The 26997-nt window shown below is 72.8% G+C and carries 21 protein-coding genes and 1 pseudogene; 9 read left to right on the top strand and 13 right to left on the bottom strand.

Annotation, left to right across the window (positions count from 1 at the left end; all coding sequences use genetic code 11):
- Position 1 precedes the first annotated feature (1 nt).
- From Tsedi_RS10655 to Tsedi_RS10615, 9 genes are all read right to left on the bottom strand, one after another.
- Positions 2-361, bottom strand: coding sequence for a Na+/H+ antiporter subunit E (locus Tsedi_RS10655; protein ID WP_143896434.1), 360 nt, complete (start codon positions 359-361; stop codon positions 2-4).
- Positions 358-1821, bottom strand: a complete 1464-nt coding sequence (locus Tsedi_RS10650; protein WP_143896432.1) for a complex I subunit 5 family protein — start codon at positions 1819-1821, stop codon at positions 358-360. Before Tsedi_RS10650 ends, Tsedi_RS10655 begins: the two co-directional genes overlap by 4 nt.
- Entirely contained in the window at positions 1818-2255 is a 438-nt protein-coding gene (locus tag Tsedi_RS10645) for a sodium:proton antiporter (protein ID WP_143896430.1), read from the bottom strand. Before Tsedi_RS10645 ends, Tsedi_RS10650 begins: the two co-directional genes overlap by 4 nt.
- The gene (locus Tsedi_RS10640) at positions 2252-2707 is read right to left on the bottom strand and encodes an MnhB domain-containing protein (RefSeq protein ID WP_143896428.1); all 456 of its coding nucleotides are present in this window, start codon (positions 2705-2707) and stop codon (positions 2252-2254) included. The genes Tsedi_RS10645 and Tsedi_RS10640 overlap by 4 nt, the downstream gene beginning before the upstream one ends.
- Positions 2704-5022, bottom strand: coding sequence for a hydrogen gas-evolving membrane-bound hydrogenase subunit E (gene mbhE / locus Tsedi_RS10635; protein ID WP_143896426.1), 2319 nt, complete (start codon positions 5020-5022; stop codon positions 2704-2706). The genes Tsedi_RS10640 and mbhE overlap by 4 nt, the downstream gene beginning before the upstream one ends.
- 103 nt (positions 5023-5125) lie before the next feature.
- The gene (locus Tsedi_RS10630) at positions 5126-6130 is read right to left on the bottom strand and encodes a 2-hydroxyacid dehydrogenase (protein WP_143896424.1); all 1005 of its coding nucleotides are present in this window, start codon (positions 6128-6130) and stop codon (positions 5126-5128) included.
- A gap of 37 nt (positions 6131-6167) precedes the next feature.
- The gene (locus Tsedi_RS10625; protein WP_143896422.1) at positions 6168-6935 is read right to left on the bottom strand and encodes a nitroreductase; all 768 of its coding nucleotides are present in this window, start codon (positions 6933-6935) and stop codon (positions 6168-6170) included.
- On the bottom strand, positions 6932-7387 hold the full coding sequence (locus tag Tsedi_RS10620; protein WP_143896420.1) for an acyl-CoA thioesterase: 456 nt from the start codon (positions 7385-7387) through the stop codon (positions 6932-6934). Before Tsedi_RS10620 ends, Tsedi_RS10625 begins: the two co-directional genes overlap by 4 nt.
- 102 nt (positions 7388-7489) lie before the next feature.
- Entirely contained in the window at positions 7490-8440 is a 951-nt protein-coding gene (locus Tsedi_RS10615) for a histone deacetylase family protein (RefSeq protein ID WP_185970656.1), read from the bottom strand.
- 98 nt (positions 8441-8538) lie between these two features.
- Here Tsedi_RS10615 and Tsedi_RS10610 point away from each other — a divergent pair, with 98 nt between their 5' ends.
- Positions 8539-9120: a phasin family protein gene (locus Tsedi_RS10610; RefSeq protein WP_143896417.1), complete on the top strand. Its 582-nt coding sequence runs from the start codon at positions 8539-8541 to the stop codon at positions 9118-9120.
- Positions 9121-9243: 123 nt separating this feature from the next.
- Here Tsedi_RS10610 and Tsedi_RS10605 read toward each other — a convergent pair whose 3' ends face one another.
- The gene (locus Tsedi_RS10605; RefSeq protein ID WP_246099257.1) at positions 9244-10251 is read right to left on the bottom strand and encodes a patatin-like phospholipase family protein; all 1008 of its coding nucleotides are present in this window, start codon (positions 10249-10251) and stop codon (positions 9244-9246) included.
- Positions 10252-10346: 95 nt separating this feature from the next.
- Here Tsedi_RS10605 and Tsedi_RS10600 point away from each other — a divergent pair, with 95 nt between their 5' ends.
- From Tsedi_RS10600 to Tsedi_RS12455, 8 genes and pseudogenes are all read left to right on the top strand, one after another.
- Positions 10347-11417: an extracellular solute-binding protein gene (locus Tsedi_RS10600; protein ID WP_143896415.1), complete on the top strand. Its 1071-nt coding sequence runs from the start codon at positions 10347-10349 to the stop codon at positions 11415-11417.
- A 164-nt stretch (positions 11418-11581) separates the two neighbouring features.
- On the top strand, positions 11582-12340 hold the full coding sequence (locus Tsedi_RS10595) for a 3-hydroxyacyl-CoA dehydrogenase (RefSeq protein ID WP_143896413.1): 759 nt from the start codon (positions 11582-11584) through the stop codon (positions 12338-12340).
- A gap of 93 nt (positions 12341-12433) precedes the next feature.
- Positions 12434-14023, top strand: a complete 1590-nt coding sequence (locus tag Tsedi_RS10590; protein ID WP_143896411.1) for a GGDEF domain-containing protein — start codon at positions 12434-12436, stop codon at positions 14021-14023.
- A gap of 5 nt (positions 14024-14028) precedes the next feature.
- A complete protein-coding gene (locus Tsedi_RS10585; protein ID WP_185970655.1) occupies positions 14029-15015 on the top strand; it encodes an ABC transporter substrate-binding protein in 987 nt (328 codons plus the stop codon).
- Positions 15012-17807 (top strand): EAL domain-containing protein, encoded by a 2796-nt coding sequence (locus Tsedi_RS10580; protein ID WP_143896407.1) that lies wholly within the window; start codon positions 15012-15014, stop codon positions 17805-17807. The genes Tsedi_RS10585 and Tsedi_RS10580 overlap by 4 nt, the downstream gene beginning before the upstream one ends.
- 48 nt (positions 17808-17855) lie before the next feature.
- A pseudogene (dnaG, locus tag Tsedi_RS10575) lies at positions 17856-19555 on the top strand (DNA primase).
- Between the two features lie 323 nt (positions 19556-19878).
- Positions 19879-22194 (top strand): RNA polymerase sigma factor RpoD, encoded by a 2316-nt coding sequence (rpoD, locus tag Tsedi_RS10570; RefSeq protein ID WP_143896405.1) that lies wholly within the window; start codon positions 19879-19881, stop codon positions 22192-22194.
- 131 nt (positions 22195-22325) lie between these two features.
- Entirely contained in the window at positions 22326-23834 is a 1509-nt protein-coding gene (locus Tsedi_RS12455) for a methyl-accepting chemotaxis protein (RefSeq protein ID WP_281280133.1), read from the top strand.
- Between the two features lie 224 nt (positions 23835-24058).
- Here Tsedi_RS12455 and Tsedi_RS10560 read toward each other — a convergent pair whose 3' ends face one another.
- The 3 genes from Tsedi_RS10560 to Tsedi_RS10550 are packed head-to-tail and all read right to left on the bottom strand — an operon-like array spanning position 24059 to position 26974.
- The gene (locus Tsedi_RS10560) at positions 24059-25120 is read right to left on the bottom strand and encodes an aldo/keto reductase (RefSeq protein WP_143896404.1); all 1062 of its coding nucleotides are present in this window, start codon (positions 25118-25120) and stop codon (positions 24059-24061) included.
- 16 nt (positions 25121-25136) lie between these two features.
- Entirely contained in the window at positions 25137-26120 is a 984-nt protein-coding gene (locus tag Tsedi_RS10555; protein WP_143896402.1) for a Gfo/Idh/MocA family oxidoreductase, read from the bottom strand.
- The gene (locus tag Tsedi_RS10550; protein ID WP_143896400.1) at positions 26117-26974 is read right to left on the bottom strand and encodes a class III extradiol dioxygenase subunit beta; all 858 of its coding nucleotides are present in this window, start codon (positions 26972-26974) and stop codon (positions 26117-26119) included. Before Tsedi_RS10550 ends, Tsedi_RS10555 begins: the two co-directional genes overlap by 4 nt.
- Between the last annotated feature and the right edge of the window lie 23 nt (positions 26975-26997).

Below are 26997 nucleotides of genomic sequence, written 5' to 3'. Positions count from 1 at the left end.
CTCAGCCCTCCCGTCCGAACAGCGTCACCAGCCCCGGCTCGAAATCGCGCCGGATGCCGCGCAGCACCGCCTCGGTGTCGGAGGCGTCCAGCACGTGCAGCAGCAGCTCGCCGCGCTGCAGGTCGATGTCGATCGCGGTGGTGCCCGGCGTCAGCGTCACCATGCAGGCCAGCAGCGCCGCCCCCCGCTCGCTCATCGGCGCAAACGGCACGCGCACGAACGCCGCCGGCGGCGCGCGGCGCTTCAGCGTCGCGCGCACGATCACGCCCACGGTCTGCACGCCGGAGATCACCACCGCCACGAGGAAGCGCACCAGCAGCGCCAGCGCCGCGGCCGCCTTGCGCACCGGCCCGGCCCTCATCGCGCCCCTCCGCCCAGCGTGCCGGCCGCCGCCAGCGCGTAATCGAGCAGCCCCTGCGGCCACAGCCCAATGGCCAGCGTGATGAGCGCCAGCACGAGCGTCGCCGCCCACGCCGGGCCCAGGCGCGCGTCGCGCGGCGGCTGCCAGCCCGGCTGCGGGTGCGGCTTCCAGAACGCCTCCATCCAGATCTTCATCATCGAATACAGCGTCAGCACACTCACCAGCAGCGCCACCGCCGTCCAGACCAGGCGCCCCTGCGCCAGCGCCTCCTGCAGCACCCACAGCTTGGACCAGAAGCCCGACAGCGGCGGGATGCCGACCAGCGACAGCGCCGGCACCAGGAACAGCACGCCGAGCCACGGGCGCGCGCGCCACAGCCCGCCGATGGCGCGCAGATCGTAGCCACCGGTCAGGCGCCAGACGATGGCCGCGATCAGGAACAGGTTGGCCTTCACGACGATGTGGTGCAGCGTGTAGAACAGCGCCGCCGCGTCGCCGGCCGGGCTGGCCAGCGCCACCGCCAGCAGGATGTAGCCGATCTGGCTGACGATGTGAAACGCCAGGATGCGCCGCATGTCCCAGTGGTAGGCCGCGCCCAGCACCCCGACCAGCATCGTGGCCGCCGCGATCCAGCCCAGCGCCTCGGCCAGCCAGGCCGTGGCCGCCGCCGGCGCCAGATCGGCCAGCGTGCGCAGCACCGCATAGGCGCCGACCTTGGTCAGCAGCCCCGCGAACAGCGCCAGCAGCGGCGCCGGCAGCGTCGGGTACGCCGCCGGCAGCCAGGCGAACAGCGGAAACGCCCCGGCCTTGACCAGGAACGCCAGCAGCAGGCCCGCGAGCGCCAGCGCCGCCGGCCCCGCCGGCACCTGCGGCAGCGCCTGCGCCAGCGCGCCGTAGTTCAGGTGCCCGCTGACGGCGTAGACCATGCCGACCGCCAGCAACAGCAGCAGCGTGCCGACCAGGTTCAGCGTGTAGTACTTGAACGTGCCATCGAGCTGGTCGGTGCGCCCGCCCAGCGCCAGCAGGCCCACCGCGCAGATCAGCATCACCTCGAACCAGACGTAGAGGTTGAACAGGTCGGCGGTGGCGAACGCCCCGCCGACGCCGGCCAGCAGCCCGTGCACCAGCGGCAGCTGCAGCGGGTGCGCCGGCCCCGGATCGGCGTCGCTGGCCTGGAAGGTCAGGCACGCCACCGCCATCACCGCGGTGACGAGCACCAGGGCCGCCGACAGCCGGTCCACCGCGAACACGATGCCGAACGGTTCCCCCCAGTCGCCGAACACCATGCGCAGCGGCACGCCGGCGGCGGCCTGGGCCACCAGCGCCAGCGCCCCGGCCAGCAGGGCCCACGCGCCGAGGTGGCTGACCACGCGTTGCGCCGCCGCATGGCGCTGCAGCAGCGTGGTGGCCGCGGCGGTGGCCAGCGGCACCAGCACCGGCACGGTGACGAGCCAGCTCATCGGCCGCCCTCCATCGCCCCCCCGTCGCGCGGCGGCCAGACCGGCTCGAACGCCGGCGGTGTCACCGGCGGCTTGACCGGATCGGTGGCGGGCGGCTCGGCCTGGCGCAGCACCACCGCGTCGTCGCTGCCGACGCGCTGGATCAGCCGCAGCGCCAGCACCAGCGCAAAGCACACCAGCGCAAAGCCGATGACGATCGCGGTGAGCACCAGCGCCTGCGGCAGCGGGTTGGCCGCCTGCTCCAGCGCCAGCTGGCCGGCCGGCACCACCGCCGGCTGCGCCGGCCCCAGCCGCCCGGAAGCGAACAGCGCCAGATTCACCGCGCTGCCGGCGATCGCCAGCCCCAGCACGATGCGCAGCACGTCGCGCGACAGCGCCAGGTACACCCCGGCCCCGAGCGCCACCCCGACCGCCAGCGCCACCGTCCAGATCATCGCTCCTCTCCTGCAGTCTGGCCGTCCGTGGCCGGCGCCTCGTCCAGCGCCAGCAGCGCCAGCGCATACCCGGCCAGCGCCCCCCAGACGCAGAGGTAGACGCCCAGATCGAACACCAGCACCGTGGAAACCGCCACCCCTGCCGGCAGGCTGCCCCACAGGTGCGTGAGGTACGGCAGGCCGAACCACGCCGCCGGCAGCCCCGACAGCAGCGCCAGTGCCACGCCGGCCGCCGCCAGCGCCTGCGGCGAGCGCAGCGGCAGACGCCGCCGCGCCGCCTCGGTGCCGCGCGCCACCGCCCACAGCACCGAGGCGCTGGCCGCCACCAGCCCGCCGATGAAGCCGCCGCCCGGCTCGTTGTGCCCGCGCAACAGCACCCACAGCGACGCCGCCAGGATCAGCCCGTAGAGCGGCCCGGCCACCACCTCCAGCATCGGCGAGCGGCGGTTCATCGCGGCTCCTCCCGCGCCGGCGCCGCGCGGCGCGCACCCCAGTCGCGCTGGCGCGCCAGCGCCTGCAGCAGCGGCCACGCCGCCAGCAGCGACAGCATCACCACCGAGATCTCGCCCAGCGTGTCCAGCGCGCGGAAGTCCACCAGGATCACGTTGACGACGTTGCGCCCGTGCGCCTCGGGCACGCTGCGCGCGCCGAAGAAGTCCGCCAGCGCCGCATCGAACGGTGTGGCCACCGACAGCAGCAGCCACGCCGCCGCGCCCACCCCCGCGGCCAGCGCCAGCAGCGCGCGCCACGCGCGCGGCCCGTCGTCCACCAGCCCGGCACCGTAGCCGCGCAGGCGCAGCTTCATCAGCACCGAGGCCACCACGACGACGAACACCGACTCGACGACGAACTGCGTGAACGCCACGTCCGGCGCCCCGGCAAACAGGAACACGAGCGCGCTGCCGTAGCCGGTCAGTCCGGCGGCCAGCAGCAGCACCAGGCGGTCGCGCTGCGGCAGCGCCAAGAGCGCCCCGGCCACGACCAGCAGCGCGCCGGCCAGCACACCGACGCTCGGCAGCGACACCGGCGGCCACGTCCAGGCCGCGGCGACCGCTCCCCCCACCGACAGCAGCGCCAGCACCACCGCCGCCACCATCATCCCGACGTAGCCCGGCAGCGCCCCGTGCTGCAGCGCCCGGGTGCAGCCCGCCGCCAGGCGCGGGATCGCGCGCAGCGCGCGCTCGTAGTGCGCCGCCATCGCCAGCGGCGCCAGCCGCGCTCCCAGCCACTCCAGCGCCCGGTGCAGCGGATCCCAGAACGCGAACACCGCCAGACCCACCGCCAGCGTCACCGCCAGCGACGCCAGCGCCGGGCCGGCCTCCAGCGCCAGGGCCAGCGCCACCGCCTCGGTGCCCGGCGTCATCGCCACCGACGCCTCGGCGATCAGATCCTGCACGACGAACGGGAACACCCCGAGCACGATGCCCAGCAGCGCCAGCACCAGCGGCGGCAGCACCAGCGCCGGCCCGCCCTCGTGCGCGGGCGGCGTCTCGTTGGCGCCGGGGTGGCGCCAGAAGACGCGGATCGCCGCCACCGCCGCCACCGCTACCGCGATGGCGCCGAACACCGTGTTGGCCGCGCGGGCGAACAGCGCCGCCTCGCCGGCCTGCTTGGCCGCCAGGATCGCGTCCTTGGCGATGTAGCCGAACGACATCGGCATGCCGGCCATGGAGGCGCCGGCCAGCAGCGCCGCCGCCGCCGTCCATGGCATCGCGTGGCGCAGGTTGCCCAGGCGGTCGATCACGCGCGTGCCGGTGCCGTGGTCGACGTTGCCGGCGACGAAGAACAGCGGCGCCTTGTACAGCGCGTGCGCCAGCAGCAGCGCGCCCACCGCGATCGTCGCGCCCTCGCCGCGCAGCCCCACCAGCACCACCAGCGTGCCCAGCGTCGCCACGGTGGACCAGGCCAGGATGCGCTTGAGGTCGCGCTCGCGCAGCGCCAGCACCATGCCCCACGCGGCGGTCAGCGACCCCACGGCCTTCAACGTCCACTCCCACAGCTCCCAGTGGCCGAACGCCGGATCCAGCCGCGCCAGCAGGTAGACGCCGAGCTTGACCATCGTCGCCGAGTGCAGGTAGGCCGACACCGGCGTCGGCGCCGCCATGGCGTTGGGCAGCCAGAAGTGAAACGGCCACTGCGCGCTTTTGGTGAACGCACCGATGAAGACCAGCAGCAGCGCCGCCACCAGCGCGGGGCTGGCCGGCAGCTGCGGCACCACGCCGACGAGCGCGCTGATCGAACTGGTGCCCGCCGCCTGGGCCAGCAGGATGAAGCCGGCCAGCAGCGCCAGCCCGCCGGTGCCGGTGACCAGCAGCGCCTGCTGCGCCGAGCGGCGGCTGGCCGCCTGCTCATGGTCGAAGCCGACCAGCAGGAACGACACGAGGCTCGTGATCTCCCAGAACACGAACAGCGTGAACAGGTTGTCGGCGGTGACGCAGCCGATCATCGCCGCCATGAACACCGTCAGCAGCGCGTACAGGCGCGCCTGCTGCGGATGGCCGGCCAGGTAGCCGCCGGCGTAGACGAACACCGCGGTGCCGATGCCGGTGATCATCAGCAGCATCAGCGCCGCCAGCCCATCGATGAGGAACGCCAGCTCGATGCCGGCCGCCGGCACCCACGGCCAGCTCGCGCGCAGCGGCAGCTCGTGCGCCCACAGCAGCGCCAGCAGCGCGGCCAGGGCCGTCGCCGGCAGCGCGACGAAGGCGGCGCGGCCGGCGAGGCCGAGACCGGCGGCGCCGGCGGACGGGTCGGAGGCGTGGGCCATGCGGGACGGTTGCAGCGGGAGACGGGACGACCCCGCGCCGTCCTCCTCCGGCCGGCGCGGACCTGCCTGTTGCGATCGGGCCGGCCGGCCCGAGTTCCCGGCCTCAGGCACGCAGCCGCGGCGGCTGGTTCACCGGCGTCAGCGCCCGCCCCTGCGTCAGGAAGGCGATCAGGTTGTCCGCCGCCAGGTCGGCCATCGCGCGCCGCGTCGGCACGGTGGCGCTGGCGATGTGCGGCGTCAGCACCACGTTGGGCACCTCCAGCAGCCCGGGGTGGACGCGGGGCTCGCCCTCGAACACGTCCAGCCCGGCGGCGGCGATGCGCCGCTGCCGCAGCGCCTCGGCCAGCGCGGCGTCGTCGACGATGCCGCCGCGCGCGAGATTGACCAGCACCGCGGTCGGCTTCATGCGCGCCAGTTCCGCCGCGCCGATGATGTGATGGTTCTCGGGGGTGTACGGCAGCACCAGCACCAGGTGGTCGGACTCGCGCAGCAGCGTGTCCTTGTCGACCCAGGTGGCACGGCAGGCCGCCTCGGTGGCCGCATCCAGCCGGCGCCGGTTGTGATACAGCACGCGCATGCCGAAGCCGTGCGCGCCGCGGCGCGCGATCGCCTGCCCGATGCGGCCCATGCCGAGGATGCCCAGCGTCGTGCCGTGCACCTCGGCCCCGGCGAACAGGTCCACGCTCCAGCGCCGCCACTGGCCGGCGCGCAGGAAGCGCTCGCTCTCGGTCAGCCGCCGCGCCGCCGCCAGCAGCAGCGCAAAGCCGAAGTCCGCCGTCGTCTCGGTCAGCACGTCCGGCGCGTTGGTGCCGACGACGCCGGCGGCGTCCAGCGCCGCGACGTCGAAATTGTTGTAGCCCACCGTCATGTTGGCGACGATGCGCAGCCGCGGACAGGCCTCGAGCAGCGCCGCATCCACCCGCTGCGTGCCGGTCAGCAGCGCGCCGTCCTTGCCCTGCAGGCGGCGGATCAGCTCCTCCTGCGACCACTCCTCGTCGGCGTCGTTGGTCTCGACGTCGAAGTGCGCGCGCAGCCGCTCCACCGTTTCCGCAAAGATGCGCCGCGCCACCAGCACCGCCGGCCGCGGCCCTGCCGCCTGCTGCGTCATCGCCCGTCCCTCCTCGGTCCTGCCGCGTGCGCGACCCTCACTCGACCCAGCGCACGAAGCGCTCCAGCGGCTCGCGCGGCGTCACGAAACGGTTGACCGGCGCGTCCTCGTCGGCCCAGCCCAGCGCCATGCCGCACACCAGCAGCTCGTCGTCCGAGGCGCCGATGTGCGGCAGGATGATGCGCGCGTAGTGGTTCCATGCCGCCTGCGGGCAGGTGTGCAGCCCGTGCGCGCGCGCCACGATCATCAGGTTCTGCAGGAACATGCCGGTGTCCACCAGCGAGCCGCGCCCCATCACGCGGTCGATCGTCACCATCAGCCCCACCGGCGCGTCGAAGAAGCGGAAGTTGCGCTGGTGCTGCGCGTGCATCCTGTCCTTGTCGCCCTTGCCGATGCCGAGCAGCCCGTAGAGGCCCCAGCCATTTTCGCGCCGGCGGTCGAGGTAAGGGCTGACCCACCGGCTGGGATAGTAGTCGTACGGCTCCTGATACTCGGCGGCCAGCGCCGGATTGGCGCGGATGGCGTCGTGCGCGGCGCACACCTGCTCGCACAGCGCGTCGCGCGCGCGGCCCTGCAGCACGTAGACCTTCCACGGCTGGGTGTTGGTGCCCGAGGGCGCGCGCGCGGCCACCGCCAGCAGCCGCTCCAGCAGCGCGCGCGGCACCGGGTCGGGGCGGAACGCCCGCACCGAGCGGCGCGAGACGATCGCCGCCTCCACCTGCGTCGGGTCGAGCGCGCGCCGCTCGGCGCGCAGCGGGTCGAGCTCCAGCGGCGGCAGATCCAGATGTCTTTCGGGGGCATTCATCGCAAGGTCTCCAGCAAGTCGCGCAAGGGCGCGGGCAGCGCGGCCACCGGGCGGCGCGTGGCGCGGTCGACATAGACGTGCACGAAGCGGCCGTGCGCGGCGCTGCGCGCGGCGCCGGCGGCGAAGATGCCGACCTCGTAGCGCACGCTGGAGCGCCCGACGTGCGCCACGCGCACGCCCGCCTCCACCGCCTGCGGAAAGGCCAGCGGCTCGAAATAGTGGCACTCGGTGTGCACCACCAGCCCGATCACCGCCCCGCGCTCGATGTCGAGCGCGCCGCCTTCGATCAGCGTGGCGTTGACCGCGGTGTCAAACCAGCTGTAGTAGACGACGTTGTTGACGTGCCCGTAGACGTCGTTGTCCATCCAGCGCGTCGTGATCGGGCGGAAGCGGCGGAAGTGCGCGCGCGCCAGCGGCTGCGGTCGCGCGGGGGCGGGCTCGGGGGCGCTCATCGGTCTCCTCGCATCGGGCGGGCGGGGCCGGCCGCAGCCGGCGCGTCGCCGGCCATTGTGCCATCGGCGGTGCGCCACCGGCCGTCGCCGCCGCGCCAGCCTTCAGTGCCGCCCGCGGGCGGCCTGCCAGCGCCGCCAGGTCGCCAGCGCCACCTCGAAGCTGCGCCGCTGCACGCGCACCGTGGTGGCGATGTCGCGCCCGTAGCCGCCGGCCATCGCCATCGCCACCGGCACGCGCCGCTGCCACAGCCACTCGAACACGCGGCGGTCGCGCGCCTCCATGCCGTCGTCGCTCAGCTTCAGCCGGCCCAGCCGGTCGCCCTCGTGCGGATCGGCCCCGGCCAGGTAGATCGCCAGATCCGGCTCGAAGCGGCGCTCCAGTTCCTGCAGCGCCTGCTCCAGCGCCTCGAGGTAGGCCTCGTCGCCGCAGCCATCCGGCAGCCCGACGTCGAGGTCGCCGGCCTCCTTGCGGAACGGGTAGTTGCGCTGGGCGTGCAGCGACAGCGTGAACACCGTCGGGTCGTCGCGGAAGATGCGCGCCGTGCCGTTGCCCTGGTGCACGTCCAGGTCGATGATGGCCACGCGCAGCGGGCGCGCGCGCGCCGACGGGCCGCGCCGGGCCCACTCGGCCTGCAGCAGGCGCGCGGCCACCGCGGCATCGTTGAACACGCAGAAGCCCGCGCCCTGGTCGGCACTGGCGTGGTGCGTGCCGCCGGCGATGTTGGCCGCCACTCCCTCGCCCTGCAGCAGCGCGGCGCGCGCGGCCTGCACGGTGGCCCCCACCGAGCGGCGCGCCCGCTCCACCATCGCCGGGCTCCAGGGAAAGCCGATCTCGCGCTGCACCGCCGCCGGCAGGGTGCCCCGCGCGACGGCTTCCACGTACGCCGGGGTGTGCGCCAGGGCCAGCTCGCCGTCGCTGGCGGGCTCGGCCTGGCACAGCCGATAGGCCGCATCCGCCGCCAGCGCATCGCGCAGCAGCCGGTACTTTTCCATCGGAAAACGGTGGCCCGGCGGCAGCGGCAGCACGAATTCGGTGGCATAGAACACCTGCATGGCGCGCAGTGTGCCGCAAAGGGGCTTGCCAAACGGCGCCCGATCCCTATAATCCAGACCATGCTGCAGCGCAGCAAACCCGCTTCAAGGAGGATGCCATGCTGACCCCCGAACAACTGGCCGCCGCGCACAAGGCCAACATCGACATGCTCTTCGGCCTGACGCGCCAGGCGCTCGAAGGGGTCGAGAAGCTGGTCGAACTCAACCTCGAAGCCACGCGCGCCGCGCTGCGTGATGCCGCCGACAACACCCAGGCGCTGCTGTCGGCCAAGGACGCGCAGGAACTGCTGCAGCGGCAGGCCGCGCTGATCCAGCCGCTGGCCGAAAAGACCATCGCCTACAGCCGCCAGCTCGCCGAGATCGCCGCGCGCACCAGCGGCGCCTTCGCGCAGGCCGCCGAAGACCAGGCGGTGGAGGCCCAGCACAAGGTGCAGGCGGTGGTGGAAAACCTGTCGCGCAACGCTCCGGCCGGCACCGAGCCGGCGGTGCAGGTGCTGCGCAACGTCGTCAACGCCGCCACCACCGCGATGGAGACGGTGCAGCAGGCAGTCAAGCAGGCCGCCGAGCTGGCCGAGAAGAATTTCCAGGCCGCCGCCGACCAGGCCCAGCAGGCCGTGGGCGCCGCCGGCGCGGCCGCTGGTCAGGCCCCGCGCGCGCGCGGCGGCCGCCGCAGCGCCTGAAGCGGCACCTCACCGGTTGTCTCCTCGGGTCTCTTCGAGTCCTGAACTTCAGGGACCCTTGACCCCCGGCCCGCGAGGTCCGGGGGTTTTTTTTTCACCTGTGGTCCGGCGCCGCACGCACCGTCAGCCCAGCGGCCGGCGCAGCGCCTGCAGCTGCGCACGCAGCCGCGGCAGCGCCGCCTCCATCGCCGCGCGCCCGGCGGCGATGCTGCGCTGGCGCGCCGCGAAGTCGGCGCTGCCGATGCCCGCCAGCGACGGCCGCACCACCACGTCGGCGCGCGCCAGCACGTGGCGGTTGATGGTCTGCCCCATGATCGTGAAGGTCTGCAGCAGCACGCGCACCGGGTCGGTCTGCGCCAGCGGCTCGGCGGGGCTGGAGATGTCCACCGCCAGCACCAGCTCCGCGCCCATCTCGCGCGCCTGCTCCACCGGCACCGGCGCCACCAACCCGCCGTCGACGTAGGTGCGCCCGCCGATCGACACCGGCGAAAACACCCCCGGCACCGCGCTGGAGGCGCGCACCGCGGTGGCGGTGTCGCCGCGGCGGAACAGCACCCCCTGGCCAGTGGCCAAGTCCGTGGCCAGGATCCCCAACGGCAGCCGCGCCTGCTCGATCGGCCGGCCCTGGACCATGCGGTGCACGTAGCGGGCCAGCGCCTCGCCGCGCAGCAGTCCGCGGTTGAACAGCGGCACCGTCCAGTCGGCGATCGTGGCCTCCTCCATCTCCAGCGCCGCGCGCTGCAGCTGCGCGCCGTCCATGCCGTGCGCGTACAGCGCCGCCACCAGGCTGCCCGCCGAGGTGCCCGCCACCAGGTCCGGGCGGATGCCCTCGCGCTCCAGCACCTGGATCACGCCGACGTGGGCAAAGCCGCGCGCCGCGCCACCGCCCAGCGCCAGCCCCAGCCGCGGCGGACGCGTCGGCGGCGGTGACGGCGGCGCCGGCACGGGCTGCGGTGGCTCGGCAGCCGGCGGCGGCTGCTCGGGCGCGGACGGCTGCTGCGGCTCCACCCGCTGCGCCGGCGGCGGCGCGGTCGCGCAGCCGCCCAGCCCCGCCAACACCCAGGCCCCCGCCAGACCCAGCAGCCGGCGCCGCGTCGGATCGGCCGAGGTCATGACCTCGCATCGCCTCATAATGAAAATCATTCTCGTTTATGGTAGGATCCACCTCGACCCGGCGCCGCCCTCACCGCGGCGTCCTGCCCGATCCGACACACGGAGACCCACCGATGCGCCCCACCGCTTCCCTGCGACTGACCCGCCGCCTGGCCTGCGGCCTGCTGGCCGTGCTCACGCTGACCGCGCCGCTGGCGCAGGCCCAGGACCCCAAGGTGCTCAACGTCTACTCGGCCCGCCATTATCCCGGCGACGAGCAGCTCTACGCCGCCTTCACGCAGGCCACCGGCATCCGCATCCGCCGTGTCGACAGCGACGACGCCGGCATCGTCGCGCGCCTGCGCGCCGAGGGGGCCGCCTCGCCGGCCGACGTGGTGCTGCTGGTGGACGCCGCCCGCATGGCCGCCGCCGATGCGCAGGGGCTGTTCCGGCCGATCCGGTCGGCCAAGCTGGATGCCGCGATCCCGCCGGAGCTGCGCGCCGCCCCGACGCCGCAGGGCGTGACCTGGACCGGCTTTTCGACCCGCGCACGCGTCATCGTCTACGACCCGCTGCGCGTGCGGGCCGAGGACGTGGCCACCTACGAGCAGCTGGCCGACCCCCGGCTCAAAGGCCTGCTGTGCACGCGCAGCGGCTCACACCCCTACAACCTGTCGCTGTTTGCCAGCGTGATCGAGCGCCTGGGCGACGACAAGGGCCAGCAGTGGCTGGCCGGCCTGGTGGCCAACATGGCCCGCCCGCCCAAGGGCGGCGACACCGACCAGATCCGCGCGGTGGCCAGCGGCGAATGCGGCGTGGCGCTGACCAACAGCTACTACCTGGCGCGCCTGGTCAAGTCCGACAGGCCCGAGGACCGGCGCGTCGTCGAGCGGGTGCGCGTCGTCTTCCCGAACCAGGCCACCACCGGCACGCACGTCAACATCGCCGGCGCCGCGGTGGCGCGCCACGCGAAGAACGTCGAGGCCGCCATCGCCTTCCTGGAGTTCCTGGCCAGCCCGCAGGCGCAGGAATACTTTGCCAACGGCAACAACGAATTTCCGGCCGCGCGCGGCGTCAAGGTGGACAACCCGGCGCTGCGCGCCATCGGCGGCGACGGCTTCAAGGCCGACCCCATCCCGCTGGCGGTGGTGGCACGCAACCTGTCCAAGGTGCAGCAGATGCTGGACCGCGTCGGCTACCCCTGACGGCCCGTCCTACGCACCCCCTGGCTCCTGGCAGGGTGCCCGCGGGGCACCCGTTGCGCCCCGCGTTCCGGCGGGCGCCTTTTTGCGCCTATGATTGACGTTGACGTAAACGTCAATTCCTCCGTCAATCCCCGTCAATCCCCCCACGCAGCAGGAGCAGCTTCATGGACATCGCAGGCAAGGTCTTCATCGTCACCGGCGGCGCCTCGGGCCTGGGCGAAGGCACGGCCCGCATGCTGGCCGCCCAGGGCGGCCGCGTCGTCATCGCCGACATGCAGGAGGAGCGCGGCCGCGCGGTGGCCGCCGAGATCGGCGCCACCTTCGTGCGCTGCGACGTCAGCCAGGAGGCCGACGGCCAGGCGGTGGTGGACCATGCGCTGGAGCTGGGCAAGCTGGTGGGCCTCGTCAACTGCGCCGGCATCGCGCCGGCCGAGCGCACCGTCGGCAAGAACGGCCCGCACAGCCTGGCGCTGTTCAACAAGGTGATCCAGGTCAACCTCGTGGGCACCTTCAACATGATCCGGCTGGCCGCCACCGCCATGAGCGTCAACGAGCCCGAACCCACCGGCGAGCGCGGCGTCATCATCTCCACCGCCTCGGTGGCGGCGTTCGAGGGCCAGATCGGCCAGGCCGCCTACAGTGCCTCCAAGGGTGGCGTGGTCGGCATGACGCTGCCGATCGCGCGTGACCTGGCCAAGCTGGGCATCCGCAACATGACCATCGCGCCGGGCATCTTCGGCACGCCGATGCTGTTCGGCATGCCCAAGGAGGTGCAGGATGCGCTGGCCGCGATGGTGCCGTTCCCCTCGCGCCTGGGCCGGCCGGAGGATTACGCCAAGCTGGTGCGGCACATCATCGAGAACGACATGCTCAACGGCGAGGTGATCCGGCTGGACGGCGCGATCCGCATGCAGCCGCGCTGAGGAGGCGGCGCCGGCGCCGAGGTGACGCGGGACTGACCGGCGTCAAGCCGCCGCCCGCGGGATGGTGGGGCGCCCGCCCTATACTTCCACGCCATGGGCAGCCCCGCTTCCACCCCCCAGGAAATCGCGCGCGAGGCCGTCCGCCTGCTGGCGGCGCGGCGGCTGCCACCCACGCCGGAGAACTTCCAGGCCGCTTACCACGAGGTGGCCGGCACGCGGCCGCTGCAGCCGTTTCCCTTGGCGCAGCTGCGCCAGATCGCGCAGGCGCTGCCGGAGCGCACGCCGGCGCAGGTGCGCTTCAAGGCCCTGTTCAACAAGGCCGTGGCGCGCCACAGCTGGGACGACCTGGAAAAGCTGCTGGTGCAGCACCTGGGCACTGCCCCCGCCGCCACGGCGCCCGACGGCGGGGCCTCCCCAACCCCGGCGGCGGCCGTGCCGGCCTGCGCCGCCGCGCAACCGGCGTCGCCGTCCGACGCCGCCGGCGAGGCGCCGATCGCCCCCGAGATCGCCGAGCAGGCCGCGCGCGTGGTCGACGTCGCGCTGCCGCTGGTGGCCGCCGACGACGCGCGCCTGCGCGAGATGGGCGAGGAGCTGGTGCGCTACCTGCGGCTGCCGCAGCACCATGCCGCGACGCTCAAGCGCATGCTGGCCGACTACGCCTGGCGGCTCTCGTTCGGCGTCGATGAGCAGCTGGGCGTGCGGCAGGCCCTGCTGGGCCTGCTCAAGCAGGTGTTCGAGCACATCGACGCCATCAGCCCCGACAACCCGTGGCTGCGCCAGCAGATGCAGGCCTTGGTGCAGGCCGCCGAACCGCCGCTGTCGCAGCGACGGCTGGAAGACCTGCAGGCGCGCCTGAAGGACGTCATCGTCAAGCAGGCCGAGGCACGCGAACAGACGCTGCGCGCACAGGAGCTGATGCGCCAGACGCTGGCCACCTTCCTCGAGCGGCTGGCGCAGACCACCGTCAGCACCGGGCAGTACCACGCCAAGTTCGAGGCCTGCGCGCAGGCGCTGGAGCGTGCCGAGAGCCTGGCCGACATGGCCCCGGTGGTGCAGGAAGCGATCCAGACCGCACGCGCGTTCGCCGCCGACACGCAGCGCGTCGTCGACGAGCTCACCGACCTGCGCGACCGCGCCGACCGCGCCGAAGCCGAGGTGCAGCGCCTGCGCCGCGAGCTCGACCAGATGGCCGAGCTGGTCACCCACGACCTGCTCACCGGCGTGCTCAACCGCAAGGGCCTGCAAAGCGCCCTCGACCGCGAGACCCGCCGCGCCGAGCGCACCGGCACGCGCGTGTGCATCGCGCTGCTGGACGTGGACGATTTCAAGCGCCTCAACGACACGCTGGGCCACCTGGCCGGCGATGCGGCGCTCAAGCACCTGGCCGACGTCGCGCGCCGCAGCCTGCGCCCGCAGGACACCATCGGCCGCTACGGCGGCGAGGAATTCATCATCGTGCTGCCCGACACCACGCCCGAGGAGGCCTGCGGGGTGGTGCAGCGGCTGCAGCGCGACCTCAGTGCCCACCTGTTCCTGCAGGGCGAGCAGCAGGTGCTGATCACCTTCAGCGCCGGCGTCACCGAACTGCGGCGCGACGAGCCGGTCGAGGCCGCCATCGCGCGCGCCGATGCGGCGATGTACAAGGCCAAGCGCGCCGGCAAGAACCGCGTGATGCAGGGATGAACGCGATGCGCCGACGCGACTGGCTGCGCCGCGGCGCGGCACTGGCTGCCGCGGCGACGGTGGCTCCGTGGCTGGGCGGCTGTGGCGCCGAGCCGCCGCTGACGGTGGCCTGGCACCCCTGGCCGGGCTACGCGCCGCTGAAGCTGGCCGAAAGCCTGGGCTGGTGGGACGACGGGGTGCTGCACGGCCTGCCCACCGGCTCGGCCAGCGCCTCGCGCGCGGCGCTGCGCGAGGGCCGCGCGCACGCCGCCGCGCTGACCCTGGACGAGGTGCTGCAGGCGGTCGTGGTCGACCGCCTGCCGCTGCGCGTGGCGGCCCTCTTCAACCTGTCCCACGGCGCCGACGTGGTGCTGGCGCGCCCGACGCACGCCGAGCGCTCGCGCTGGCGCGGCGCGCGGCTCGGCCACGAGCAAGGCGCGGTCGGCGAGCTGATGGCGGCCTCGTGGCTGGAGTACGCGGGGCTGCAACCCGGCGACGTGACGATGGTGCACCTCGGCTTCGAGGAACACGAGCGGGCCTGGCGGGAGGGCGCAGTCGACCTGCTGATCACGTTCGAGCCGGTGACCTCGCGCCTGCGGGCGCTGGGGGCGGTGCGGCTGTTCGACAGCAGCCAGCTGCCCGAGGAGCGTCCGATCGTCGACGTGCTGGCCGTGCACCGCGAGGCCGCCGCCGGCCGGCAGCGTGCGTTGACCACCGTGCTGCAGCACCTGTTCGAGGCGCAGCGCCATCTGATGACGCTGCGCGAGGACAGCATCTACCGCCTGGCGCCGTGGCTGGACCTGCCGCGGCATCAGGTGATACCGGCCTTCGGCGGCCTGCACCTGACGGGCTGGTCGGACAACCGCGACTGGCTGATCGGCGCCCCCGCCCGGCTGCAGCGCGCCGCCGAGGGGCTGGCGCAGTTCATGCGCCAGCGCGGCCTGCTGCCCGAGGGCCGCCTGCCGGCCGACCTGGCCGCGCCCGACTGGCTGCCGGTGGAGGAGCCCGCATGAGGCGCGGCCACGACGTGCGTGCCGCCGCCGCGGCCCGCCTGGCGCGGGCGCTGGTGCTGCTGCTGGGACTGCTGGGCGCCTGGCTCGCCCCCGCGCACGCCGACCACGCCGAGCTGCGGCTGGGCATCCTGGCACCGCGCCCGCTGGAGGTGGAGGAGCGCGACTGGACCCCGCTGCTGCAGGCGCTGCAGCGGCAGATGCCCGGCATCGGGCTGCGCACCCGCCTGCTGGACTACGCCGCGCTGGACGCGGCGGTGCGCGCGCGCGAGCTCGACGTCATCGTCACCAACCCCGCCCACTACGTCGCGCTGCGTCACACGCACGGTCTCAGCACCGCGCTGGCCACGCTGGTACGGCGGCGCCACGGGGTGGAGTCCACGGCCTTCGGCGGCACGGTGCTGGTGCGCGCGGAAAGCCCGCTGCGGCGCTGGCAGGACCTGCGCGGACGGCGCGTCGGCGTGCCGCACGACGAATCGCTCGCCGGCTGGCACCTGCAACGGCACGAGCTGCGCCGCCGCGGCGTGCCCGAGGACGACATCACCTGGGAGCGCATCGGCCTGCCGCAGGACAACGTCGTGCTGGCGCTGCTGGAAGGCCGGGTGGAGGCGGCCTTCGTGCGTGACGGCGTGCTGGAGGCGATGGTGGCCGCCGGCCGCGTGCCGCCCGACCGGCTGCGCGTGCTGCAGCGGCAAGACCTGCCCGGCTATCCCGTCGCGGTGAGCACGCCGCTGGTGCCGGAATGGCCGGTGGCGGTGATGAGCAGCGTCGACGACGACACGCACCGCGCGCTGACGCTGGCGCTGCTGCACGCCCACGAGGATGCGGCGCTGCGCACCGGGCCGCTGGCCGGCTTCGTGCCGCCGCAGGGCTACACGGCGGTGGAGCGCATCCTGCGCGAGCTGCGCGTGCGCCCGTTCGGCGTGCCGCAGCTGACGTGGCGCGAGACGCTGCAGGTCAACGCCGGGCCGCTGGCGCTGGCCGGCGCGGGCGTGCTGGCGCTGCTGCTGTTCCTGCTGGGGCTGCTGCACCAGAAGCGGCGCCTGCGCCAGGCGCTGCGCGAGCAGTCCCGCCTGCTCGATGAGCTGGCCATCACGGCCAAGACCTTCGACAGTTACCAGGGTGTGCTCATCACCGACGCCCAGGGGCGCATCGTGCGCGTCAACCGTGCCTTCGAAACCATCACCGGCTACGGGCCCGACGAGGCCGTCGGGCGTACCCCGGGGGCGCTGCTGCGCTCGGGCCGCCACGACGCGGCGTTCTACCGCACCATGTGGCAGGCGCTCGCGGAGCACGGTCACTGGGAGGGCGAGATCTGGAACCGGCGCAAGGACGGCGCCGTCTACCCGGAGTGGCTGACCATCAGCGCCGTCACCGACGCGGTGGGCAAGGTGCGCCACTATGTGGCCATCTTCTCCGACATCAGCTGGCGCAAGCAGGCCGAGGCACAGATCGAAAACCTGGCCTTCTTCGACCCGCTGACGGGGCTCGCCAACCGGCGGCTGCTGCTCGATCGGCTGCAGCAGGCCCTCCGGCAGGCGCGGCGCAACGCGCGCTGGGGCGCGGTGCTGTTCCTGGACCTGGATTTTTTCAAGAGCATCAACGACACCTACGGTCACGATGCCGGCGACGCGGTGCTGCGCATCATCGGCGAGCGCATCCGCGCCGTGCTGCGCGAGCAGGACACCCCGGGGCGGCTGGGGGGCGACGAGTTCCTGGTACTGCTGCCGGCCACCTTCGAACGCCGCGACGACGCCGCGCTGGCGGCGCAGACGGTGGCCGACAAGCTCGGCACGGCACTGCGCCAGCCGATCACGCACAAGGACCAAACCATCACGCTGACGCTGAGCATCGGCATCGCGCTCTATGGCGACGGCGCCGCGGGCTCCGTGGCCGACGGCGACGCCACCCAGCTGCTGAAGGCCGCCGACCTGGCCATGTACAGCGTCAAGCAGGCCGGCCGCAACGGCGTGGCCTTCTTCGACCCGGAGATGGAGGCCGCGATCCGCCAGCGCCACCAGCTGCAGCGCGACCTGGCGCACGCCATCGAGGCGGGCGAGCTGCGTCTGTACCTGCAGCCGCAGGTGGACGTGCGCGGCCGCGTCGTCGGCGCCGAGGCGCTGGTGCGCTGGCAGCGCGCCGACGGCACGCTGGTGCCGCCGGGCGCCTTCATCCCGCTGGCGGAGGAAACCGGCCTGATCCTGCCGCTGGGCGACTGGGTGCTGCAGCAGGCGACCCAGCTGCTGCGCCAGTGGCAGGGCGACGCCGCCCTGGCGGCGCTGCGCCTGTCGGTCAACGTCAGCGCGCGCCAGTTCCGCGATCCGGGCTTTGGCGAGCGCGTGCAGCAGGCGCTGGCGCAGCAGGGCGTCGCTCCCGGCCGGCTGGAGCTGGAGATCACCGAATCGGTGTTCCTGGAAGATCTGGACCACGCGCGCGCCACGCTGCAGGCGCTGGATGCGCTGGGCGTGTCGCTGGCACTGGACGACTTCGGCACCGGCTACTCGTCGCTGGCCTACCTGGCCGAGCTGCCGTTCGACACCATCAAGATCGACCAGCGCTTCGTCGCCCGCCTGGGCCAGCACAGCCGGCAGGACGAGGCCATCATCACCACCATCATCGCGCTGGGGCGCAAGCTGCGCATGCAGGTGCTGGCCGAGGGCGTGGAGACCGAGCAGCAGGAAAATTACCTGCTCAGCCACGGCTGCCACCTGCTGCAGGGCTTCCGTTACGGCCGGCCGATGCCGCTGGAGCAGTTCGAGGCACTGGTGCACGCGCAGCCGCGTGATCCGGTCTGACGCCGCAGCGGACGGCCACCGGCAGCGGCATCGCCGCGGGCGCGGCCGATGCCCGACAATGCGGCCGTGAGCATCCCTTCGGCCTTCCTGCAGGAGCTGCTGGCGCGCACCGACCTCGTGGAGGTGGTCGGCCGCCACGTCGCGCTGCGCAAGAGCGGCGCCAACTACGTCGGGCTGTGCCCGTTCCACGCCGAGAAGAGCCCCTCCTTCACCGTCAGCCCGGCCAAGCAGTTCTACCACTGCTTCGGATGCGGCGCGCACGGCAACGCGATCGACTTCCTGATGGCGCACACCGGCGCGGGCTTCCGCGAGGCGGTGCACGACCTGGCCGCGCAGCTGGGCCTGACGGTGCCGGAGGAGGAACGCTCGCCCGAGCAGCGCGCGCGCGAGGCCGCGCAGCGCCGCGCGCAGCAGACGCTCACCGAGCTGTTGGCGCAGGCGGCGCGCGCCTACCGCGCGCAACTGAAGGCCAGCCCGCGCGCGATCGAGTACCTGAAGGGCCGGGGCCTCACCGGCCAGATCGCCAAGACCTACGGCCTGGGCTACGCGCCGGCGCAGCGGCGCTTCCTGTCCACGGTGTTCGGCGACTACCAGGACGCGCGGCTGGTGGAGTGCGGGCTGGTCGTCGAGGGCGACGGCGACGAGGCGCGCCGCCACGACCGCTTCCGCGACCGCATCATGTTCCCGATCCGCAACGTCAAGGGCGAGGTGATCGGCTTCGGCGGCCGCGTGCTCGACGGCGGCGAGCCCAAGTACCTCAACTCGCCGGAGACGCCGCTGTTCCACAAGGGCGAGGAGCTCTACGGCCTGTACGAGGCGCGCAGCGCCATCCGCCAGGCCGGCTGCGCGCTGGTGGTGGAGGGCTACATGGACGTGGTGGCGCTGGCGCAGCTGGGCTTCGGCCACGCGGTGGCGACGCTGGGCACCGCCTGCACGCCGGAGCACGTGCGCAAGCTGCTGCGCTTCACCGACGACGTGGTGTTCGCCTTCGACGGCGACGCGGCCGGGCGGCGCGCGGCGCAGCGGGCGCTGGCCGCCGCGCTGCCGTGGGCCGGCGACACGCGGCGCTTCCGCTTCCTGTTCCTGCCGCCGGAGCACGACCCGGACAGCTTCATCCGCACCCACGGCGCCGAGGCGTTCGCCGCCGCGCTGGCGCAGGCCACGCCGCTGAGCCGCTTCGTGCTGGAGGTGGCGGCCGACGGCTGCGACCTCGCCACCGCCGAGGGCCGCGCGCGCGCTGGCCGGGGCGGCCGGATGCGGCGACGCTGCAGGCGCGCCGCGCCGCGCGCGGGCTGCTGGGCCGCGGCGACCGCATCGCGCGCATCGTGCTGACCACGCCCGAGGCGTGGGAGTGGCTGACCGCCGATGACCACGCGCTGCTGGCGCAGGAGCCGCCGCCGCTTGGGTCCCTGTTCGCCTGGCTGGAGGCGCAGTGGCTGGAGCACGGTCCGCAGCCGTGGGCGGCGCTGCGCGAAGGGCTGCGCGGCCAGCCGTTCGAGGCGCTGGCCGTGGCGCTGCACGACAGCACGCTGGCGCTGCAGGAGGGCGCGCCGCCCGACGACGAGCAGGCGCGCGCGGATTTGCGCCGCGAGCTGCGTGAACTGCTGCGGCGGCTGCGCATCGAACACCTGAAGGCGCAGGAGACCGCCCTGCTGGCGCGCAGCGCCAGCGACCCGGCCGCGCTGGCGCAGTACCGACGCGTGCAGGCCGAGCGCCTTGCCTTGCAGGAGAAGGGCGAAATGATATAATTCGGGGTTTCGCAAGTGCGACAGCAGCACCTCCGGACAGAGCCCGCCGGGCCGCCCGGGAACTTCCCGGCACCGCCCGCCCGGTGCTGCGGCCACCGATGCCGCCGGCTGCAGGGGTACGCCGCCCCGATTCCGCAAGGACTGCACACCAAATGTTCGCCCGCCCGACTTGCGAAACGGCCCTCACGCCCCCATCTCGGCAGCGCGTGCGCGTCGGCCTGTCCCGGTCGGTGGCGCCCCGCGGCATGGGGCGGGCCCGTGCACCCACCGTCACCGTCATTGTCATTGCCTGACCGGCCGCGTGCCGGAGGAGAGCGTCTGCCGTGAGCACCCGCAGCAAGAAGACCGTCACCGCCGAGACCGAGACGACCGCCCCTGTCGCCGCCGCCCCCGCCCCGGCGCCGCGCAAGCGCAGCGCGCGTCGCCAGGAGGCCGCTGCCGAGACCGGCACCACGACGGCGGCCGCCGCGGCCGAGGATGCCGCGCCCGCTGCCGAGACCGCACCGGCCAAGCCGGCGCGCGGCAACCGCGCCAAGAGCACCGGCACGCGCAGCGGCGCCAAGGGCGGCGCCAAGCGCGGCCGCAAGGCCAAGGGCGGCGCCGGCGACGACGACGTGTTTGCCGGCGACGACCTGACCGACCTCGACGAGGATCTGGTCGAGGAGGACCTCGAGGCCGTGGCCGACGAGGTCGAGGCCGCCGAAGCCGAGCCGGCCGAGAAGGCCAAGCCGCTGCGCATGAAGCTGTCCAAGGCCAAGGAACGCGCCCTGATGAAGGAGTTCGGCCTGGACGACACGGTGCTGACCGAGGAGGAGGCCAAGCTGCGCCGCGAGAAGCTCAAGGCGCTGATCAAGCTGGGCAAGACGCGCGGCTACCTGACGCACGCCGAGATCAACGACCACCTGCCTGACAAGCTGGTCGAGCAGGAGACGCTGGAAGTGGTCGTCTCGCTGCTCAACGACATGGGCGTGGCCGTCTACGAGCAGGCGCCCGACGCCGAGACGCTGCTGCTGACCGGCGCGCCCACCGCCGTCACCACCGAGGAGGAGGCCGAGGAGGAAGCCGAGGCGGCCCTGTCGACCGTCGACAGCGAGTTCGGCCGCACCACCGACCCGGTGCGCATGTACATGCGCGAGATGGGCACCGTGGAGCTGCTGACGCGCGAGGGCGAGATCGAGATCGCCAAGCGCATCGAGCGCGGCCTGCACGAGATGATGGCCGCCATCTCGGAGTCGCCGGCCACCATCCAGGACATCCTGAAGATGGCCGACGACATCCGCGCCGGCACCACCATCATCTCCAGCGTCGTCGACGGCTTCACCGACCGCGACGAGGCCGACGACTACGTCGCCGAGGAGGATTTCGACGACTACGAGGACGACGACGACGGCAAGGGCGGCTCCAAGGCGCTGACGCGCAAGATGGAGGAGCTCAAGCAGGAGGCGCTGCGCCGCTTCGACGTCATCCGCGCGGACTTCGAGGAGCTGCGTCGCATCTGCGATGCCGAGGGCTGGGGCACGCCGCGCTACCGCGAGGTGCAGGCGCGCATCACCGAGACCCTGATGAGCATCCGCTTCACCGCCAAGGCCATCGAGACCCTGTGCGAGACGGTGCGCCAGCAGGTGGAGACGGTGCGCAAGGTCGAGCGCGAGCTGCGCAAGATCATCGTCGACAAGTGCGGCATGCCGCAGGACAAGTTCGCCGCCGAGTTCCCGCCGAACCTGCTCAACCTCGAGTGGGTCAAGCGCCAGGCCGCCGCCGGCAAGCCGTGGAGCGCCGTGCTGGGCCGCAACATCCCGGCCATCCACGAGCTGCAGCAGAAGCTCATCGATCTGCAGGCGCAGGTGGTGGTGCCGCTGGAGGAGCTCAAGGCGATCCACAAGCGCATGAACGACGGCGAGGCCATGTCGCGCGACGCCAAGCGCGAGATGATCGAGGCCAACCTGCGCCTGGTGATCTCGATCGCCAAGAAGTACACCAACCGCGGCCTGCAGTTCCTCGACCTGATCCAGGAGGGCAACATCGGCCTGATGAAGGCGGTGGACAAGTTCGAATACCGGCGCGGCTACAAGTTCTCCACCTACGCCACGTGGTGGATCCGGCAGGCCATCACCCGCTCGATCGCCGATCAGGCGCGCACCATCCGCATCCCGGTGCACATGATCGAGACGATCAACAAGATGAACCGCATCAGCCGCCAGCACCTGCAGGAGTTCGGCGTCGAGCCCGACGCCTCGATCCTGGCGGAAAAGATGGACATGCCGGAGGACAAGATCCGCAAGATCATGAAGATCGCCAAGGAGCCGATCTCGATGGAGACCCCCATCGGGGACGACGACGACAGCCACCTGGGCGACTTCATCGAGGACACCACCAACGTGGCGCCGGTGGACGCGGCGATGCAGGCCGGCCTGCGCGAGGTGGTCAAGGAAGTGCTCGATACGCTGACGCCGCGCGAGGCCAAGGTGCTGCGCATGCGCTACGGCATCGAGATGTCCACCGACCACACGCTGGAGGAGGTGGGCAAGCAGTTCGACGTCACGCGCGAGCGCATCCGCCAGATCGAGGCCAAGGCGATCCGCAAGCTCAAGCACCCGAGCCGCTCGGAGAAGCTGCGCAGCTTCCTCGACAACCTTTGACACTGATCACGGTGCCGTCAAGAAAATCGGCGACACTTGACAAGTCTGAAGACGCGCTCGTGGGGAGGGGGCAGTGCCGGTCCGCGGATCGGAGCCGCCCCCTTTCCTTTCGGCCCACCCGGAGTTGTCCCGTGACGACCGCCCCCGCCCTGCACGACCCGCTGCTGCCAATCTACCGCCGCGGCGATCTTGCGATGCTGATCGCGCTGGCGCTGTACGCCGCTGCCTCAGTACCGATCCTTCTGCTGATGCAGCGTCCGGGCCTGAGCCTGGGGGCGGAGCTGGCGTGGCTGGTCGGGCTGTCGCTGCCGGGGGTGATCGGCTTTGCGGCGCTGCGCGGCACGCTGGCCGGCCGGCTGCTGCTGGCCACGTCGCTGTCCACGCTCGTGATGCTGCACATCCAGGTCTCGGCGGGGATGATCGAGTTCCACTTCGGCGTGTTCGTGACGCTGGCGCTGCTGATGACCTACCTGGACTGGCGCCCGGTGGTGTGGTCGGCGGCGCTGTTCGCGGTGCACCATGTGGCGTTCGACCGCCTGCAGGCGGCCGGCTGGGGACTGTACTGCCTGAGCGAGCCGAACTTCCCGGTCATCCTCCTGCATGCGGCCTACGTCATCGTGCAGACCGGCTTCGAGGTGGTGTTGATCCTGTGGCTGGCGCGCCAGGTGCGCGACAACGCCGAAGTGGCCGCGCTGGCCGACAGCCTAGCGCGCGGCGAGCATGTGGTGCTGGACGTGGCGCACCTGCGCGCCACGACGCCGCTGGCGCAGCGGCTCAAGGACGTCATCGGCCGCATCGCCGGCGCCGTCAGCGGCATCCGCAGCGCCGTGCAGCAGATCGAAAACGCCGCCGGCGAGATCGCGGGTGGCACGCAGGACTTGAGCCGCCGCACCGAGGGCGCCGCCGCCAGCCTGCAGCAGACCGCCGCCAGCCTGCAGCACCTGACCGACACCGTGCAGCACAGCGCCAACGCCGCGCGCACTGCCAACGAGCTGGCCGCGCAGGCCGCCGACACCACGCGCCGCGGGGGCGAGACGGTGGCGCAGGTGGTCAGCACGATGGGCGAGATCCAGGCCAGCAGCCAGAAAATCGCCGACATCATCGGTGTCATCGACGGCATCGCCTTTCAGACCAACATCCTGGCCCTCAACGCCGCAGTGGAGGCCGCGCGCGCCGGCGAGGCCGGGCGCGGCTTTGCGGTGGTCGCCGGCGAGGTGCGCGCGCTGGCGCAGCGCAGCGCCCAGGCCGCACGCGAGATCAAGACCCTGATCGAGACCAGCGTCGCCAAGGTGCAGGCCGGCAGCGCCCAGGTGCAGCAGGCCGGTCAAACCATGGACGACATCGTGCAGGCGATCCAGCGCGTGGCCGACACGATCGGCGAGATCACCCACACCGCACGCGAGCAGAGCGAGGGCATCGGCCAGGTCAACGCCGCGATGGGTCAGCTCGACCAGAGCACGCAGCAGAACGCGGCACTGGTGGAGCAGTCGGCCGCGGCGGCCGAGGCGCTGCGCGAGCAGGCGCAGCGGCTGCTGCAGGCGGTGTCGGTGTTTCAGCTCGGCGCGGCCGAGGCTGCGGCACCCATGACCCGCGGCCCGGCGCTGGGCGCGCCGATGAGGGCACAACTGCCGGCGCGATGACGCCGGTGGCGGTGCGCCAGCCGCACGCCGCTGCCGGCCCTGGTGAGCGCGGCGCGCATGGTGAGCCGCATCCATGTCCCCTTGCGCGCCGGCGCCAAGGCGAACGGCGCCGTGCCGGTGGGGATGGGAACGCCGCGCATCGGCGGCGTGATGCGCCACCCCATCGGTCGCTGGTCTGCACGGATCGGGCCCCGATGCGGTGCACGGCATCCGCTCGGGGGGTGTCAGAAGCGCTCGGTATCCACCTCGTCCTCGCCCTGGGCGTTGTAGCGTGCGCCGCTGACGGCCTGCGGGGTGAAGGTGGCGTCCAGCTCGGCCAGCAGCGCCGCATCGGGCTGCACGCGCAGGGCCTGCAGATCCTCCTGCAGGTGGTCGATGCGCGTGGTGCCGGGCAGCGCGTGCACGTGCGGGCCGCGCGCCAGCACCCACGCCAGCGCCAGCTGCGCCGGGGTGCAGCCGGCCTGCCGCGCCAGCGCCGCCAGTCGCTGCTGCAGCCGCAGGTTGCGCGGCCAGTGCTCGGGGGCAAAGCGCGGCATGGCGCGGCGGATGTCCTTCGGGTGGAACGCCGCCGGATCGGGCGGGCTGGCCGTCAGCACGCCCCGCCCCAGCGGGCTGAAGGCGACGAAGGCCACCCCCAGCTCGCGGCAGGCGTCCAGCACCGCGATCTCGGGGTTGCGCGTCCACAGCGAATACTCCGACTGCACCGCGGCGATCGGGTGCACGGCGTGCGCGCGGCGCAGCGTCGCGGCCGAGACTTCGCTCAGGCCGATGGCCAGGATCTTGCCCTCGCGCACCAGGTCGGCCAGCGCGCCGACGCTGTCCTCGATCGGCACGCGCTTGTCCCACCGGTGCAGGTAGTACAGATCGATGACGTCGGTGCGCAGGCGCTGGAGCGCCTGCTCGCAGGTGGCCTTGAGCGTGGCGGGCCGGCCGTCGATGACGCGCACCTTGACGCCGCGCTCGTTGGGCTCACCGGTCATGCCGCACTTGCTGGCCAGCACGAAGCGCTGGCGGTGCGGCGCCAGATGGCGGCCGATCCACTCCTCCGACAGGCCGAAGCCGTACAGCGCCGCGGTGTCGAAGTGCGTCACGCCCGCGTCCAGCGCGGCGAGCAGCAGCCGCGCGGCGTCGGCCTCCGACAGCGGCTCGCCGTAGGCGTGGCAGACGTTCATGCAGCCCAGGCCGATCGCGCAGACCTCGAACGGCCCCAGGCGCCGCGTCGGCCACGGCGTCGGCGGCGCCTTCAGCAGCGGGGCGCAGGAGCCTTGCGCGACGTCAGCGGTCATGCGCGCCTCCCACGGCTCAGCGTGGCGCCGGGCCGTTGTCCGCCAGCAGCTGCTGCTCCAGCTGGTGCAGCACCTGGTAACACGGCAGCACCTGCGCGACGCTGGCGTTGGGCTCGCGCCCCTCACGGATGGCGGCGAAGAACTCGCGGTCCTGCAGCTCGATGCCGTTCATCGAGACGTCCACGCCGCTGACGTCCACCGGCGTCTCCGGCCCCTTGCTGTGGCTCTGCACCAGGTCGTCGTAGCGCGCGATGTAGGTGCCACTGTCGCCGATGTAGCGGAAGAACGTGCCCAGCGGCCCGTCGTTGTTGAACGACAGGCTCAGCGTGCAGATGGCGCCGCTGGCGGCCTTGAGCTGGATGCTCATGTCCATCGCGATCTTGAGCTCGGGGTGGTACGGCCCCTGGATCGCGTGCGCCTGCACGATCGGGCTGCGCGTCTGGTAGGCGAACAGGTCCACCGTGTGCGCCGCGTGGTGCCACAGCAGGTGGTCGGTCCAGCTGCGCGGCTGGCCCAGCGCGTTCATGTTGGTGCGGCGGAAGAAGTAGGTCTGCACGTCCATCTGCTGGATCGTGAACTCGCCGGCCAGGATGCGGCGCCGGATCCACTGGTGGCTGGGATTGAAGCGGCGCGTGTGCCCCACCATCGCCACGAGGCCCGTCTGGCGCTGCAGGGCCAGCACCTCCTCGCCTTCGCGCAGCACGTCGCACAAGGGGATTTCCACCTGCACGTGCTTGCCGGCCTCCAGGCACGCCTTGGCCTGCGCGGCGTGCAGCTGCGTCGGCGTGCACAGGATCACGGCGTCCACCTCCTTCATCGCCAGCGCCTCGGCCAGCTCGGTGGTGGTGTGCGGCACGCCGTACTTGGCCGCCACCTCGGCGGTCTTGGCCGGCTCGCGGCCGATCAGCGAGACGACCTTGACGTCGGGGATGTTGCGGATCGCGTCCAGATGTTTCTGGCCGAAGGCACCCGGCCCGGCCAGGGCGACGTGGATGGTCATGCGGCGTTCTCCAGGATCAGGTGGCCCACGGCGGTGTTGCTCGCGGGCACGTGGTAGAAGCGGTGCGCGACGCGCGGCTTGGGGCCGCCGGCCACGTCGGCCATCGCGCCGCGCGCGATCAGCCACATGACCAGCTCGATGCCCTCGCTGCCGGCTTCGCGCACGTATTCGACGTGCGGAACCTCGGCCAGGCCGGCCGGATCGTCGATCAGGCGGTCGAGGAAACGGTTGTCCCACTCGCGGTTGATGAGGCCGGCGCGCGGCCCCTGCAGCTGGTGGCTCATGCCGCCGGTGCCCCAGATCTGCACGTTCAGGTCCTCGTCGAAACGTTCGACGGCGCGGCGGATCGCCTGCCCGAGCGCGAAGCAGCGCCGCCCCGACGGCACCGGGTACTGCACCACGTTGACCGCAAACGGGATGACCTTGAACGGCCAGGCGGCCGGCTGGCCGCACATCAGCGACAGCGGCACCGTCAGGCCGTGGTCCAGTTCCATCCTGTTGACGATGGTCAGATCGAAGTCGTCCTGGATGACGCTCTGCGCGATGTGGCTGGCCAGTTCCGGGTGGCCGATCACCTCCGGCACCGGCCGCGGGCCCCAGCCCTCGTCGGCGATGGAGAAGCGCGCCGCGGTGCCGATGGCAAAGGTCGGGATCAGCTCCAGGCTGAACGCGGTGGCGTGGTCGTTATAGACGAGGAAGACCACGTCGGGCATGTGCTCGCGCAGCCACTGCTTGGAAAATTCGTAGCCGGCGAACACCGGCTGCCAGTACGGCTCGTGGGTCTTGCCGTGGTCGATGGCCGCGCCGATGGCCGGCACGTGGCTGGTGTAGACGGAGGCGGTGATGCGCGCCATGGGGGTCGTCTCCGGGGGGGTGG

This window comes from Tepidimonas sediminis, assembly GCF_007556605.1.
Taxonomy (GTDB): domain Bacteria; phylum Pseudomonadota; class Gammaproteobacteria; order Burkholderiales; family Burkholderiaceae_C; genus Tepidimonas; species Tepidimonas sediminis.
Note: the sequence above shows the minus strand (reverse complement) of the source record. Positions and strands in the feature narration are given on the sequence as shown.